The organism is Salinicola sp. MIT1003 (assembly GCF_001858555.1).
Taxonomy (GTDB): Bacteria; Pseudomonadota; Gammaproteobacteria; order Pseudomonadales; family Halomonadaceae; genus Salinicola; species Salinicola salarius.
Window position 1 is genome coordinate 77,573 of sequence record NZ_MCAP01000004.1, and the last position, 14,935, is coordinate 92,507.

A 14,935-nucleotide genomic window follows, 5' to 3' on the forward strand; every position below is an offset into this window, starting at 1 on the left:
CATGGATATTTCAGATTTTTACGAGACTTTCTTTGAAGAAGCCGAAGAGCTGCTGGCGGATATGGAGCGCCTGCTGCTGGATCTAGATGTCGACGATCCGGATGTCGAGGATCTCAACGCGATCTTTCGCGCTGCACATTCCATCAAGGGCGGCGCAGGTACCTTCGGATTTACCGTCCTGCAGGAGACGACCCACCTGCTCGAGAACTTGCTGGACCATACCCGGCGTGGCGAACTCGGTCTGCGGCGCGATATCGTCGACACGTTTCTGGAAACCAAAGATATGCTTCATGACCAATTGGATGCCTACCGTAATGGCGGAGAGCCTGATGCCGAGGCGTTCGAAAGGATTTCACGTGTTCTGCAGCAGATAGCGCTGGATGAGTTGGGCCAGCAGCAAGTAGGAACCAAAGCATCAGCGACACCGGTCGCCGAGCCGATACCGCCGGCACAGACGCCGGGGGGCGAGACAGCCCAGTCGTCCGTCGATGACCAGGCGACTCGAGATGGCGCAGAGAACGCAAAGCGACGGCTCTCGATTGCGTTGATGGGCGTCAGCGACAAGGATCGTGCCCTGCTGGTCGAAGAGTTGCAGCATTTCGGCACGATCGTTTCGCAGTCGGGGGATGCGCAGCGGTATCAGGTGTCTCTGGACAGCGCCGAATCCCAGGACGATATCGAAGCCGTTCTCTGCTTCATCATCGAGCCGGAGCAGCTGTCGATCGAAGTCGACGGCAGCGCCTCTCCCGGCGCTGGTACGGAGGCCCTGAAGACCTCGGCGGCGCCAGCAGAGCGCGAGCCAGCCGAGGAAGCGTCAGCACCGGTAAGCGAACCGGCAGCACCAGCGATTCCCGAACAGACCACCAGCCCTGAGCCAGCCAAGAGCCAAGCCGCTCCGGCTCGTGCTGCCGGCAAGTCTGGCGGCAAGAGTGCCAAAGGCAGCGAGTCCAGCACGATCCGGGTGCCGGTCGATAAAGTGGACCAGATCATCAATCTGGTCGGTGAGCTGATCATTACCCAGTCAATGCTCGAACAGACGGCCAGCGATCTGGATATCGTCTCTCACGGGCCACTGGTCAACGGGATGAACCTGTTGCAGCGCAACGCCCGGGACTTGCAGGAATCGGTGATGTCGATCCGCATGATGCCGATGGATTACGTTTTCAGTCGCTTTCCACGCCTGGTTCGGGATCTGGCTGCCAAGCTGGACAAGGATGTCGAACTGGTGACGGAAGGCAAATCCACCGAGCTCGACAAGAGTCTGATCGAACGCATCATCGACCCCTTGACCCACCTGGTGCGCAACAGCCTGGATCACGGGCTGGAGTCGCGGGAGAAGCGGGTAGCCGCCGGCAAGTCGCAGACCGGGCGTCTTACCCTTTCTGCCCAGCATCAAGGCGGCAACATCCTGATCGAAGTGATCGACGATGGTGCCGGGCTCAACCGGGACAAGATTCTGGCCAAGGCCAGATCCAACGGCTTGGCGATCAGCGATACCATGAGCGACGACGAGGTCTGGCAACTGATCTTTGCACCAGGTTTCTCGACTGCCGAACAGGTCAGCGATGTCTCCGGGCGTGGCGTCGGTATGGACGTCGTGAAGCGCAACATCCAGGAGATGGGCGGGCACGTCGAGATTCTCAGCAAGCCCGGCGAAGGGACGACGACGCGGATCGTGCTGCCGCTGACGCTGGCGATTCTGGACGGCATGTCCATTCGCTGCGGCCGGGAGACGTTCTTGCTGCCGCTCAATGCGGTGCTCGAATCGTTGCAGCCTCAAGCCGACGACGTTTACTCGATGGCGGGCGACGACCAGCTCCTCAAGGTCCGCGACGAGTATCTGCCGATCATCGCGCTACACCATGCCCTGGACGTGGTTGGCGCCAAGACCGAACTGACCGAGGCCATTGCCGTCATCGTGCAGGGCGAGGGCCGCCGCTATGCCTTGCTGGTCGATGATCTGATCGGTCAGCAGCAGGTCGTGGTCAAGAACCTCGAAACCAACTATCGCAAGGTGCCGGGAATTTCCGCCGCTACCATTCTCGGCGACGGTAGCGTTGCGCTGATTCTCGATATTGCCGATCTCCATCGCCTCGATCGTCGCAAATCGCAACAGCGACATGAAGCGAAACGCCAACACTTACATGAGGTATCGCGAGTATGAGTCCGCAAGCGAGCACAGATGCCCACATCGCTGATGCAGTGAGCAGTGAATATCTGGTCTTCTCCCTCGGCGATGAGGAGTATGCCGTCGATATTCTCAAGGTGCAGGAGATCCGCGGCTACGAAAATGTCACCCGGATTGCCAACGTGCCCGAGTTCATCAAGGGGGTAACCAACCTGCGTGGCGTCATCGTTCCCATTATCGATCTGCGACTGAAGTTCCATCTCGACAAGGTCGAATATGACGGCCAGACGGTAGTGATCGTGGTCAATGTCGATGATCGTATCGTCGGCATCGTCGTGGATGGCGTCTCGGATGTGATGAGTCTGTCGCCGGATCAGATCAAGCCGGCGCCGGAGTTCGGTGTCACACTATCGTCGGATTATCTCAGCGGCATCGGCAGCCTGGACGATCGCATGCTGGTACTGGTCGATATCGAAAAGCTGCTGACCCACGAAGAAATGCAGCTGGTCGAACGTACGGCCGAACGTGCCTGACTTTTGCCAAGAAAGCTCGTTATCAACCGCAGCCTCGGCTGCGGTTTTTGTATCCAAGGGAAATTCGTCAGCTTTTTAAGGCTTTGGTCTAATAAAGATAAAGTTAATCCATCGGCGGGCCGATAAAGTCTCTGTCGCGCTGAGAAATCGGCTTCATCGGGAGCGAGCGGGGCGCCCATCAAGCAAATTTTCGAGCAATCCGGATGAGATGCCAATGCTGAGTTTTCGTGAATGGACGATGCGTCGGAAGTTATGGACCACGTTAGGGTTGATGTGGGTCGGCTTGATCCTGGTGGCGGGTTGGTCGCTCTATTCCATGCGGGAAAACCTGCTGGAGCAGCGTGTTCAAAGCCTGCAGTACTTCATCGGTAGCGCGAAGCAACTGGTCGATAATTACGTTGATCAAGCTGAAAATGGTGCGTTGAGCGAAGCGGATGCCAAGCAGCTTGCACGCAATGCCCTGGCGCATCTCAGTTTTGGCGCCGATGGCTACATTTTCGTTTTCGATTCCAACCTGGAAATCGTCCAGCACCCGAGGCGCGCAGTCGGCGATAGCATGCGGGATTATCAGGATCCCAATGGTGTCTATCTCTATCGGGACATGTTCGCTGCCGCCCAGCAACCCGATGGCGGACTCGTCTCTTACGCCTCGCGTCGCAGCGACGGCGACGCCATGTACGACAAGCTCAGCTATGCCATGCGCGTGCCGCAATGGGACTGGCAGATTGCCACGGGCGTCTACATCGACGACATCGATGCCATGCTGATCGATGGGGCCGTGGTCTATCTGGCGCTCATCGCGGCGGTCGGTGGCCTGCTCTCTCTTATCGTCGCCTGGATCATTCGCAACGTCCTTGGCCGGCTGGGTGGTGATCCGGGGCATGCCCGCAACAGCATCCAGAAAATTGCCGAAGGGGATTTCTCCCAGGCGCTGGTGCTCAAGTCGAAGGATACCGACAGTCTACTGTTCGCGATAGAGCGCATGCGTCAACGGCTGTCCAGGACCTTTGCCGATGTTCGCGCCAGCGCCGAATGGGTCAATGTCGGTGCCGGACAGATCGCGAGCGGCAATCAGGACCTGGCGGTACGCACCGACCAGCAATCCGCCGCCATCGTCGAGACGGCCTCCAGCATGGAGCAGCTGACCCAGACCGTTCGTCACAATGCCGATAACGCCGAAGCGGTCACCCAGGCCGCAGAGCAGACACGTCAGCGGGCCCAGCAGGGTGGCGAGATGATGCGTGAGATCGAAACCACGATGTCTCATATCCAGGATGGCTCACGTCAGATGTCGGAAATCATCGACATGATCGACAACATCGCCTTCCAGACGAACATCCTGGCATTGAATGCCTCCGTGGAGGCCGCACGTGCCGGTTCGGCCGGGCGCGGATTCGCCGTCGTTGCCGAAGAGGTTCGCAATCTGGCCAGTCGTAGCGCAGAAGCGTCCAGAGATATTCGGGCTTTGATTGCCAGCTCGAGCGAGCAGGTGAACGGTGGTGCCACGTTGGTCGAGCAGGCAGGGCGCGCCATGGAGGAGATCGTCTCCTCGGTGACCAGCGTCAGCGGTTTGATGGATGAAATCGCCAATGCCTCGCGTGAACAGCACAGCGGGATCGAGCAGGTCAACCAGGCGATCACGGAACTCGATCAAGTCACCAGCCAGAATGCCGCTCTGGTACAGCAGACGGCCAATGCCTCGCAGTCATTGGTGAGCCAAGCGCAAAAGCTCGAGTCGACGCTGGAGCAATATCGCGTCGCGGCAACCGACATTGACCGCAATACAGGGTTGACGCAGTGGCAACCGAACGCTGACCGAGAGCGTCATGACGCTGAGCAACTCGTGTGAGCAAGTATCACTGCGGAAGGCTCAAGAGTATTTCCAATCGGCCGATAACAATCCGCAACGACGACGTTTGATCTGCCCATGTCTTTCGGCAGATTGCGAGTGAGCATAACAACACCAGGGATGCTGTGATGCGAAACAACCAGCCTGTCACCGACCAGGAATTCGTCATAAACGAATCGGATTACCTGATCTCGCGAACCGATCTGAAAGGCAGGATCACTTACGCCAATCCGGCTTTCATCAAGGTCAGCGGATTTACCCGGGAAGAGCTGATCGGTGCACCTCATAACATCATTCGTCACCCGGACATGCCTCCGGCAGCTTTCGCGAACCTGTGGGAAACGCTGCAGAAGGGCGAGAACTGGTCTGGGGTCATCAAGAATCGTCGCAAGGACGGGTCGCATTACTGGGTTCAATCGACCGTTACTCCCATCGTCGAAGGGGGCAAGGTCGTGGGCTACACCTCGGTGCGGGTCAAGGTCACCGATAAATCGCGCCGTCTGGCGGAAAAGCACTATCCACAGCTGCTGGCGGGGCGCAAACGGGGCGTCAAGCTCGACCATGGCGAGTTGAAGCCGCGAGGAGTGCTCCCGGCGATCCGGCGTCTCAACTTGCGTTCGCTGAAAGGGCGGCTGGTTTCGATGACGGTGCTGGCGTTGGTCGTGCTGGCGGGTAGCGGTGGCGTTTCGCTGTATGCGCTGCATGAAAGTGGCCAGCGGTTGCAGCAGTTGACCAACGACGGGCTGGAGGATCTGGCACGACTACAGAAGATCGATCAGCTGATGTCGAAAGGGCGAGACTTGGTCGACAAGCCGGTCAGCAATCCGATGGCGGCTGACCTGGCACCGGTCAACAAGCAGGTCGATGCACTCATCGCCGAGCTCAACAATACCTGGAATGCCTACTATCAGGATCGTCCCGTCAATCAGACGGCGGCGGCGGAAACCTTTGCCGCCGATCTCCAGAGCTACCGGGAGGATGGTCTGAAAGGCGTCATGGCGGCGCTCAACGGGGGAGATTTCTATCAATCCTACGTGGCATACAACGACGTGCTGGAGGCCAACAGCGATAAGATCAGCAGTGATCTGAATGTCCTGGTGGAAGCGAAGCGTGCGAGCGGGGCGGAGATGGCAATCAGCGCTGCCGAATCCCAGCGCACCACGATGCTCATCTTTATCTCGTTGCTGGCAGTAGGCGCCGTCCTGCTGATTGCGGTGGGGTGGACGACGATACGCGCGACACTGAAGCCGGTTCGCGAAGCCCTGGAATTCTCACTGCAGATCGCTTCGGGCAATCTGGGTGCCACGTTGAAGCAACGCGGTGATGATGAGGTGGGGCGTCTGGTCGGCGCACTCAATCGCATGCGCCAGAGCCTGGGCACGATCGTGGGAGACGTCAACTCGAACGTGGCGGTTGTGGTCCCGGCCACGCGGGATATCGCCAGCGGTAACGAAGATCTCTCCTCACGTACCGAACAGCAGGCCGCTTCACTGGCGGAGACCGCGACCAGCATGGAGCAAATGACGGCGACCGTGAAACAGAATGCCGACAATGCTCGCCAAGCCAGTCAGCTGGCTGACGGCGCGACCGACACCGTGCGCCGAAGCGGCGAGGTGATGGGGCAGGTCGTTGGCACCATGGATCGTATTACCGATAGCTCGCGCAAGGTCGCCGATATTATCGGCGTGATCGACTCGATCGCGTTCCAGACCAATATCCTGGCACTCAATGCCTCCGTCGAGGCGGCGAGAGCCGGCGAACAGGGGCGTGGTTTTGCCGTGGTGGCCGGCGAAGTGCGCAACCTCGCCAGCCGCAGCGCCGATGCCGCGAAGGAAATTCGCAATCTCATCGAGAGTTCGACCCAGGAAGTGGGGCGCGGTGCCGACCTGGTACGTCAGGCCGAAGGATCGATCGAGGAAGTGATCAGTGCCGTGACGCGCGTCAACGATATCATCAGCGAGATTTCCGCAGCCTCCGAAGAGCAGACCAGCGGGATTCAGCAGATCAGCCAGGCGGTCACGCAAATGGATCAAGTGACCCAGCAGAACGCCGAGCGTGTGCAAATCACGGCAACCACGGCCGCCGAGTTGCGGGCCAGCGTCGAACATCTGACCACGTCCATTGACGTATTCCGCCTGGCGGGTAGCGGTGACGAACGCGTGATTCGAATCGGAAACTCTGCCTCCGACGCGCATGCAGACGACCGGCAGCATAAAGCCAAGCCGGCGAAATCCCTGGCCAAGCAACCAGAGGCCGATCGTCGCGCGGTGACGGATGACAATGAGGAGTGGGAGGCATTTTGAAAACCGAGGCAGCCATGTTTTCGAGCCCCGGATCCCAGGGTGGCAACGGTGACAATGGCACAGGTTTCACGCGAGACCTCGATTTCACCTCGCGCGATTTCGAGCGGGTTCGAGACCTGATCTACCGCCGTGCCGGTATCGTCATGGCGGACAATAAGCGCGAAATGGTCTACAGCCGCCTGGCCAAACGGCTGCGGCTGCACGGCATGAATCGTTTCAGCGATTATCTGGACAGGCTCGAGCGTCGGTCAGATTCCAAGGAGTGGGAAGCCTTTACCAACGCCTTGACCACGAACCTGACAGCTTTCTTCCGTGAAGCCCATCACTTCCCGGCATTGGCCGAAGAGGTGCGTCGGCGCGGGCCCGGCATCAAAATCTGGTGTGCCGGTGCGTCTACCGGGGAAGAGCCTTATTCCCTGGCCATGACAGTGAGGGAGACGCTGGGAGCCGCAGCCTCCCAGGTCAAGATCCTGGCGACGGACATCGATACCGAAGCGCTCAATGTCGCTCGCGCCGGTATCTATCCGCTGGAAGTGGTGGAGAAGCTCGGTGAGGCCCGTTGCCGGCAATTTTTTCAGCGTGGTAGCGGGGCCCGCGCCGGCAAGGCGCGAGTGCGCCCCGAACTGGCGGCCATGATCGATTACCGGCCGCTCAATCTGGTCACGGGAACATGGTCCATCAATGGCCCGTTCGACATCATTTTTTGCCGCAACGTCATGATTTATTTCGATAGAGAGACACAGACGAATATCCTGCGTCGTTTTGCGTCCCAAATGAAACCGGATGGCTTGCTGTTTGCCGGTCACTCCGAGAATTTCTCCTTCCTGAGTCAGGCTTTTCGCTTGAGAGGCCAGACCATCTATACGTTGGCATCGCCGTCGGCGCGAACGACGCCGGACGTCTCGCGCTAGGGAGTGAAACGGTGAATCCGAAGATCAAAGTACTTTGCGTCGATGATTCGGCGCTCATTCGCGACTTGATGACCAAGATCATCGATGCTCAGCCGGACATGACCGTGGTTGCCACGGCGCCGGATCCGCTGGTAGCGCGGGACCTGATCAAGAAGCACAATCCCGACGTCCTGACTCTGGATGTCGAAATGCCGCGCATGGACGGGCTGGATTTTCTCGAGCGTCTGATGCGTTTGCGTCCGATGCCGGTGCTGATGGTTTCCTCGCTGACGCAGCGGGGCTCCGAAATCACGCTGAGGGCATTGGAATTGGGTGCCGTCGATTTCGTCGCCAAGCCGGAAGTCGGGATCCGCGATGGCATGCTGGAATATGCCGGCATGATCGCCGAGAAGATCCGGGCTGCCGCGCAAGCCCGGCCAAGCCGCCAAGGCGCTCTGGCCAAGCCGGCTGCACCGCGTGAGGTGTTGAGGGCTCCGATGCTCTCGAGCGAGAAAATCATCATTATCGGCGCCTCGACGGGGGGGACCGAAGCCATTCGCCAGGTCATCGAGCCATTGCCGGCGAACAGTCCCGCGGTGTTGATTACGCAACATATGCCGGGAGGCTTCACGCGTTCCTTTGCCGAGCGGCTCGACCGTCTTTGCCGGGTCACCGTCAAGGAGGCCGAAGACCGTGAGCGTGTCCTGCCCGGGCATGTCTATATCGCGCCGGGGGACTGGCATATGCGCCTGACCCGCTCGGGAGCGAACTACGTGATTGCGCTCGATGACGGACCTCCCGTCAACCGCCACCGGCCCTCGGTCGATGTGCTGTTCCAGTCCGCCGCCGCCTGCGCTGGCCGTAATGCGCTGGGTGTCATCCTGACCGGGATGGGGCGTGACGGTGCCGCCGGGCTTCTCCAGATGCGCGAGGCAGGCGCCCATACCGTGGCGCAGGACGAGGCGAGCTGCGTGGTGTTCGGCATGCCCAAGGAAGCGATCGCGCTTGGCGGGGCCACAGAGGTCATTGCACTGAATGACATTGCAGGACACCTGGTTCAGCAGATGCACTTGGCCGGACGCGCGCAGCGCGTATAAACAGGATGTTTAAAGCGAGCAGGCATGCTGCCGATAACTTCAACATGCCCGCCTAATGAAGTGAAGAGGAAAGACGATGGCTGACAAGAACATGAGCATTCTGGTAGTGGACGACTTCCCGACCATGCGTCGGATCGTCCGCAGTCTGCTCAAGGAACTCGGGTTCGAAAACGTGGAAGAGGCCGAGGATGGGCAGGAAGCGTTGACCAAGTTGCGAGCCGGTGGCTTCGAATTCGTGGTTTCCGACTGGAACATGCCCAATCTCGATGGCCTGGAGATGCTCAAGGAAATCCGTCAGGACCCAAAGCTCTCCTCGCTCCCCGTGCTGATGGTGACGGCCGAAGCCAAGAAGGAAAATATCATCGCGGCTGCTCAGGCCGGCGCCAACGGCTACGTCGTCAAACCGTTCACGGCGGCGACGCTCGAGGAAAAGCTCAACAAAATTTTTGAAAAACTGGGCAAGTGACGCCTACGGAGGGTAGATCATGAGTGGTGCCACCCCTCAAGGCAGCGGTGCGGAAAGCGTGCCTTCCGACGATCTGATTCGCCGTATCGGCCACCTGACTCGCATGCTGCGCGAGAACATGCGTGAGCTGGGCCTCGATAAAGAGGTAGAGAAGGCGGCACAGGCGATTCCGGATGCTCGTGACCGGCTCAGCTACGTCGCGTCGATGACCGAACAGGCGGCGGAACGCGCACTCAATGCCATTGATCATGCCCAGCCTCTGCAGAATGCACTCGAGAGCGAAGCGAGTGCGCTCGACAAGCGTTGGGACGAGTGGTTTGCCGAACCCAAGGCGCTCGACGAGGCCAAGGCGCTGGTCAAGGACACTCGCTCCTATCTGCAGAACGTGCCACAGCAGACCAGCGCCACCAACGCCCAACTGCTCGAGATCATGATGGCGCAGGATTTTCAGGATCTCACCGGCCAGGTCATCAAGAAGATGATGGACGTGATCCACGAGATCGAGCAGCAACTGCTCCAGGTGCTGATCGATAATGCGCCCGAGGGAACCGAGCGTCGCGAACGTACCACTCGCGTGGCCGATCAACCCGACTCGCTACTCAATGGCCCTCAGGTCAACCCGCAGGCTGCCGATGTCGTCAGCAGCCAGGATCAGGTCGACGACCTGCTGGATAGTCTCGGGTTCTGATCCCGGCTGAGAGGGCCTGTCCCGGCCTTCGACAATGTCCAGCCTCTCGAAATAGCAGGGTGTACATCCTGCTATTTCTCCGTTTGATATTCCTTCTCTCCAAGCAGAATAGCGTCCAGGTATTCATCCCCTTTCGTGGCGGAGTGCGCGCTTGGCCGAGCAGAACGACAGCGATCAGGAAAAGACCGAACCGGCGACGCCCAGGCGAATCGAGAAAGCGCGAGAGGAGGGGCAGGTCGCGCGGTCACGTGAACTCGCCACCTTCCTGCTGCTGGTCAGCGGTGTGCTGGGTCTATGGGTCATGGGCAATAATCTCTATGACGAGTTGAGCCTCGTCATGGAGCAGTCCTTCCTTTTCGATCACGGCCTGGCATTCGACAGCGCCCGGATGTTGAGCCACGTCTGGGTGTTGGGGCAACATACGCTGGTTGCGTTGCTGCCTCTGTTTCTGTTGTTCACGACCGCGGCGATCCTGGGGCCGACGATGCTGGGTGGCTGGCTGATCTCGGCGAAATCGCTTCAACCCCAGCTGAGCAAGCTGAACCCGCTCAAGGGTTTGAAGCGCATGTTCTCGACGCAGGCGTTGGCGGAACTGGCAAAGGCCATCGCCAAGTCGATGCTGGTTGGTGGCGTCGGCGTGGCGTATCTTTGGTCGCAGCACGGTACGCTGCTTGGCCTCATGGAAATGCCGATCCAGCAGGCGCTGGCCACGGCGATGCGATTGGCGGCCGTGGGATGTGCGCTCATCGTGACCTCTTTGATACTGGTTATCCTGATCGATGTTCCCTATCAGCTCTGGAGTCACAGCAAGAAGCTGCGCATGAGCCGCGAGGACATTCGCCAGGAACACAAGGAGAGCGAAGGCGACCCGCACGTCAAGGGCCGCATACGTTCCCAGCAGCAGGCCATGGCGAGACGGCGGATGATGAGCAAGGTACCGACCGCCGACGTGATCGTGACCAACCCGACGCACTATGCCGTGGCGCTGAGCTACCAGCAGGATTCCATGTCCGCTCCTCGGGTCGTCGCCAAGGGGGCCGATCACGTCGCTGCCAGGATCAGGGAACTGGGCGACGAAAATCGCATACCAAGGCTGGAGGCGCCGCCGCTGGCACGCGCCCTGTATCATCACGTCGATCTGGAACAGGAGATTCCCGGCGACCTCTATACGGCGGTTGCCGAAGTCCTGGCCTGGGCATTCCGTCTCAAACAGGTCGAAACCGACGGTGGCGATATACCGCCAACCCCCCGCGACCTGCCCGTGCCGCCAGAGCTCGACGAAGCGGCGTCAGATTCATCCAAGGAGAGTGAATGAACGCGCTCACCCAGTGGTTCGGTCAGCGCAAATGGCCGGCAGAAACGCAATACAAGGTGCTCGCGGGCCCTGTACTGATCATCATGATCCTGAGCATGATGATCCTGCCGTTACCGCCATTCGCGCTCGACCTCTTCTTCACCTTCAATATCGCACTGTCGATCATGGTGCTGCTGGTCAGCATGTTCACGGAAAAGCCGCTGGATTTCGCGGCGTTCCCGGCGGTTCTGCTGTTCTCGACGCTGCTGCGACTGTCGCTGAACGTGGCATCCACCCGGGTGGTGCTGATGGAAGGGCACGAGGGGGGCGATGCCGCGGGCAAGGTGATCGAGGCCTTTGGCGAGTTCCTGATCGGCGGCAACTTCGCCGTCGGCCTGGTGGTGTTTCTGATTCTGGTGGTGATCAACTTCATGGTCATCACCAAGGGTGCCGGGCGAATCGCCGAGGTGGGCGCGCGCTTCACCCTGGATTCCATGCCCGGCAAGCAGATGGCGATCGATGCCGACCTCAATGCCGGTCTGATCGGCGAGGAAGAGGCTCGCAGGCGGCGTACCGAGATCAATCAGGAGTCGGAGTTCTACGGCTCCATGGACGGTGCCAGCAAGTTCGTCCGCGGCGATGCCATGGCGGGCCTGCTGATCATGGTGATCAACCTGATCGGCGGGTTGATGATCGGCGTGGCGCAGCATGGCCTGCCATTCGGCGAAGCCGTGAAGACCTATACCCTGCTGACCGTGGGCGACGGCCTGGTCGCCCAGATTCCGGCGCTGGTGATATCGACGGCGGCGGGCGTCACGGTATCGCGCGTCAATACCGATCAGGACGTCGGGCAGCAGCTGTTGAGTCAGCTGTTCAACAACCCGCGGGTCATGTTCCTCGCGGCTGGCGTCATGGGGCTGCTCGGTCTGATCCCTGGCATGCCGAACGTGGTCTTCCTGCTGTTTGCCGTGATCCTGGGATCGCTGGGCTGGTGGATGTCCCGACGCGAGCAGGTCAAGGCCGTGCGCGCGGTGGAAGAAAAGGCACCGCCGGCAGTGCAGGAAACGCCGGAGGCGAGCTGGGACGACGTGCAACTGGTCGATACCCTGGGCCTGGAAGTGGGGCACCGCCTGATCCCGCTGGTAGACCAGCGCCAGCAGGGAGAACTGCTGGGACGCATCAAGAGCGTGCGCAAGAAGTTCGCCCAGGATGTCGGCTTCCTGCCGTCGGTCGTCCATATTCGCGACAATCTCGAACTCAGCCCCAACACCTACGTGATCACCCTGAAAGGCGTGGAAGTCGGTCGTGCAGAGGCATTTCCGGGCAAGTGGCTGGCAATCGACCCGGGCCAGGTTTCCGGAACGCTGGACGGCACCAAGACCCAAGACCCTGCATTTGGCCTGACCGCCTACTGGATCGATACGGCGCAACGGGAACGGGCCCAGATCTACGGCTATACCGTGGTGGACGCGAGCACCGTGATCGCCACGCATCTCAATCATCTGCTGCATGAAAACGCCGGTGACATGCTGGGACGCGCCGAGGTTCAGCAGCTTCTGGACAAGGTGGCGGAGCAGCAGAAGTCGCTGGTGGAAGACGTCGTGCCCAAGCTGCTGGCGCTGACGACGTTGCAACGCATCCTGCAGAACCTGCTTGCCGAAGACGTCCCGATCCGCGACATGCACACGATTCTCGATGTGCTGGCGGAGTACGCGCCGCAGCAGTCGGATGCCAATGAATTGACCGCGCTGGTGCGTGTTGCGCTGGGCCGGGCGATCACCCAGCAGTGGTTCCCGGGACGCGAGCCGATGCATGTGATGGGGCTGGAGCCGCGGCTGGAGCAGGTCCTGGCGCAAGCGCTCAACAACGGTGGGGCGCTCGAACCGGGGCTGGCCGAAACACTGATGCAGCAGACCGCCGCCGCGGTGGAGAGACAGCAGAACCGTGACGAACCGACCGTGCTGGTCGTTCAACACGGCCTGCGGGCGCTGCTGGCGCGTTTCCTGCGTCGCCAGATCAAGTCTCTGGTCGTGCTTTCCCAGGCTGAAATTCCCGACGATCGCAACTTGCGAGTCACGACGACCATCGGGGCGCCGTCGTCATGACGGTCGGTATTCGACCGGTGAGGAAGAGAGCGCTATCTGCGGTGTCGACGGTGGCGTTGCTGCTGCGAACGTCTTCCCTGGTGCCGAGAATGCGCGCAATGATCATTCGCATGCTAGGCGGGGCGATTGCCATGGGACGGCCGGTCGTCATAGGTACGGTTGCCATGGGTACGGTCGTCATAAGTACGATCGCGCCGGCTTCGGCGGCCCAGAGCACCTGGGTAGGCCAACTGCCGCGCCAGACGGTCGTGGTGTCGGAGCGACCCCTGGAAAGTGCGCCGATCACGCTGCCGTCATCGGCGGAGCAGGCCGAGATCGCGGCCGTTCGTTGGGTATTCGAGACCGATGCGCCCGCGCCGACGTTGAAGACCTGGCTCTGCCATGGCCAGCTCTGTCTACCGCTGGTTCGATCGCGAGGCGAAACGCAGCGCTTTGCGGGGCGGGCCGCGTCCCTTCCGTTCCGGCTGCGTTTCCTGTGGCCACCGGGAAAGCATGCCAGTGGCGATCGGGTGATCACCGGCGGGCAACTGATCGTCGACTATCGCCAGTGAGGCTGACAAACAGCCGAAATAGCCACTGGAAAACAGGCAGTTTGCCGCCTTGGCTTGGCGTCCGCGCGGCATAATGGGTATAGGTCATGCCCCCATGACCGTAAGGTGTTTTGCACGAGGCCATTCGATGTATACCGCACAGGGCAAAATCGATCAGCACGCATTGATTGAGCAGTACATGCCGATGGTGAGACGCCACGCGCTCTCCCTCCAGGTGCGTCTACCCGCCAGCGTGGAACTCGATGATCTCGTTCAGGCCGGCATGCTGGGCCTGCTGGACGCCATGGGGCGCTACGACAATTCACACGGCGCGAGCTTCTCGACCTATGCCAATCAGCGCATTCGCGGCGCGATGATCGATGAGCTGCGTAGTCGTGACTGGATGCCGCGCAGCGTGCGGCGAAACGCCCGGGCGCTGGATCAGGCCGTGCGCCGGCTAGAGCAGCAGTTGGGGCGGGCGCCGGATGAACGCGAGATCGCCCAGGAGATGGGCATATCCCGGGATGACTATCATCAATTGCTGATCGATGCCAACAACGGTTTTCTGCTGACGTACGACGAGAGCGACACCGAAAATGGCGTCGCCACGGTCGCGGAAGGCAGTCTGCCATCGCCGCTGGAGGCACTGCTCGATGCGGACAACCGTACCAAAGTGATGGCGGCGATCGATGCCTTGCCGGAACGGGAAAAGCTGTTACTGGGGCTCTATTACCAGGAAGAGCTCAACCTGAAGGAAATCGGCGCCGTGCTCGGCGTCAGCGAATCCCGCGTCTGCCAATTGCACAGCCAGGCGGTAACGCGTCTGCGAAGCCGTCTGAACCACTGAACGCCTGAATCACTGATCGCCTGAGCCACGGATCATCTGATTCCCTGATCGACGTCCGGCTCCCGGCCGAAGCCGGAATCTCTGCCCACCCGCAAACACGCAAACATTCGATGGCACCCGAGCGCCTATCGAGCCCGGCATGGCGACTTTGTCTGACTACATTGCCATGCAGGTTCGATAGGCGCTCTGTCGTTGGGCGCTGCTC

Annotated in this window: 12 protein-coding genes; all 12 read left to right on the forward strand. The window is 60.3% G+C overall.

Translation table 11 applies throughout. The annotated features are described in order from the left end of the window. Position 1: 1 nt before the first annotated feature. The 12 genes from cheA to BC443_RS02220 all read left to right on the forward strand — a co-directional run bounded on the left by cheA (position 2) and on the right by BC443_RS02220 (position 14,730). Positions 2-2,164: a chemotaxis protein CheA gene (cheA, locus tag BC443_RS02165; RefSeq protein WP_071230197.1), complete on the forward strand. Its 2,163-nt coding sequence runs from the start codon at positions 2-4 to the stop codon at positions 2,162-2,164. Next, positions 2,161-2,661 carry a chemotaxis protein CheW gene (locus tag BC443_RS02170; protein ID WP_071230198.1) on the forward strand — a complete coding sequence of 167 codons (501 nt, stop codon included), beginning with the start codon at positions 2,161-2,163 and terminating at the stop codon, positions 2,659-2,661. The genes cheA and BC443_RS02170 overlap by 4 nt, the downstream gene beginning before the upstream one ends. A 214-nt stretch (positions 2,662-2,875) precedes the next feature. Beyond that, on the forward strand, positions 2,876-4,510 hold the full coding sequence (locus BC443_RS02175) for a methyl-accepting chemotaxis protein (RefSeq protein WP_071230199.1): 1,635 nt from the start codon (positions 2,876-2,878) through the stop codon (positions 4,508-4,510). 128 nt (positions 4,511-4,638) lie between these two features. Then, entirely contained in the window at positions 4,639-6,813 is a 2,175-nt protein-coding gene (locus BC443_RS19190; RefSeq protein WP_071230200.1) for a methyl-accepting chemotaxis protein, read from the forward strand. 14 nt (positions 6,814-6,827) lie between these two features. Further along, positions 6,828-7,724, forward strand: coding sequence for a CheR family methyltransferase (locus BC443_RS02185; protein WP_071230201.1), 897 nt, complete (start codon positions 6,828-6,830; stop codon positions 7,722-7,724). Positions 7,725-7,735: 11 nt separating this feature from the next. Further along, on the forward strand, positions 7,736-8,800 hold the full coding sequence (locus tag BC443_RS02190) for a chemotaxis response regulator protein-glutamate methylesterase (RefSeq protein ID WP_083387160.1): 1,065 nt from the start codon (positions 7,736-7,738) through the stop codon (positions 8,798-8,800). A 76-nt stretch (positions 8,801-8,876) separates the two neighbouring features. Beyond that, entirely contained in the window at positions 8,877-9,266 is a 390-nt protein-coding gene (gene cheY / locus BC443_RS02195; RefSeq protein WP_071230202.1) for a chemotaxis response regulator CheY, read from the forward strand. Positions 9,267-9,285: 19 nt separating this feature from the next. Next, a complete protein-coding gene (gene cheZ / locus BC443_RS02200) occupies positions 9,286-9,954 on the forward strand; it encodes a protein phosphatase CheZ (protein WP_071230203.1) in 669 nt (222 codons plus the stop codon). A gap of 151 nt (positions 9,955-10,105) precedes the next feature. Continuing rightward, positions 10,106-11,269 (forward strand): flagellar biosynthesis protein FlhB, encoded by a 1,164-nt coding sequence (gene flhB, locus BC443_RS02205; RefSeq protein WP_071230204.1) that lies wholly within the window; start codon positions 10,106-10,108, stop codon positions 11,267-11,269. Next, the gene (gene flhA, locus BC443_RS02210; protein WP_071230205.1) at positions 11,266-13,353 is read left to right on the forward strand and encodes a flagellar biosynthesis protein FlhA; all 2,088 of its coding nucleotides are present in this window, start codon (positions 11,266-11,268) and stop codon (positions 13,351-13,353) included. The genes flhB and flhA overlap by 4 nt, the downstream gene beginning before the upstream one ends. An 89-nt stretch (positions 13,354-13,442) precedes the next feature. Beyond that, the gene (locus BC443_RS02215) at positions 13,443-13,904 is read left to right on the forward strand and encodes a flagellar protein FlhE (RefSeq protein ID WP_170835836.1); all 462 of its coding nucleotides are present in this window, start codon (positions 13,443-13,445) and stop codon (positions 13,902-13,904) included. Between the two features lie 127 nt (positions 13,905-14,031). Beyond that, the gene (locus BC443_RS02220) at positions 14,032-14,730 is read left to right on the forward strand and encodes an RNA polymerase sigma factor FliA (RefSeq protein WP_071230207.1); all 699 of its coding nucleotides are present in this window, start codon (positions 14,032-14,034) and stop codon (positions 14,728-14,730) included. Positions 14,731-14,935: the final 205 nt, after the last annotated feature.

Excerpts from the sequence above, each read along its gene's own strand:
- cheA (WP_071230197.1), top strand. The coding sequence starts at position 2 with ATGGATATTTCAGATTTTTACGAGACTTTCTTTGAAGAAGCCGAAGAG.
- BC443_RS02170 (WP_071230198.1), top strand. The coding sequence starts at position 2,161 with ATGAGTCCGCAAGCGAGCACAGATGCCCACATCGCTGATGCAGTGAGC.
- BC443_RS02175 (WP_071230199.1), top strand. The coding sequence starts at position 2,876 with ATGCTGAGTTTTCGTGAATGGACGATGCGTCGGAAGTTATGGACCACG.
- BC443_RS19190 (WP_071230200.1), top strand. The coding sequence starts at position 4,639 with ATGCGAAACAACCAGCCTGTCACCGACCAGGAATTCGTCATAAACGAA.
- BC443_RS02185 (WP_071230201.1), top strand. The coding sequence starts at position 6,828 with ATGTTTTCGAGCCCCGGATCCCAGGGTGGCAACGGTGACAATGGCACA.
- cheY (WP_071230202.1), top strand. The coding sequence starts at position 8,877 with ATGGCTGACAAGAACATGAGCATTCTGGTAGTGGACGACTTCCCGACC.
- cheZ (WP_071230203.1), top strand. The coding sequence starts at position 9,286 with ATGAGTGGTGCCACCCCTCAAGGCAGCGGTGCGGAAAGCGTGCCTTCC.
- flhA (WP_071230205.1), top strand. The coding sequence starts at position 11,266 with ATGAACGCGCTCACCCAGTGGTTCGGTCAGCGCAAATGGCCGGCAGAA.
- BC443_RS02215 (WP_170835836.1), top strand. The coding sequence starts at position 13,443 with ATGCGCGCAATGATCATTCGCATGCTAGGCGGGGCGATTGCCATGGGA.
- BC443_RS02220 (WP_071230207.1), top strand. The coding sequence starts at position 14,032 with ATGTATACCGCACAGGGCAAAATCGATCAGCACGCATTGATTGAGCAG.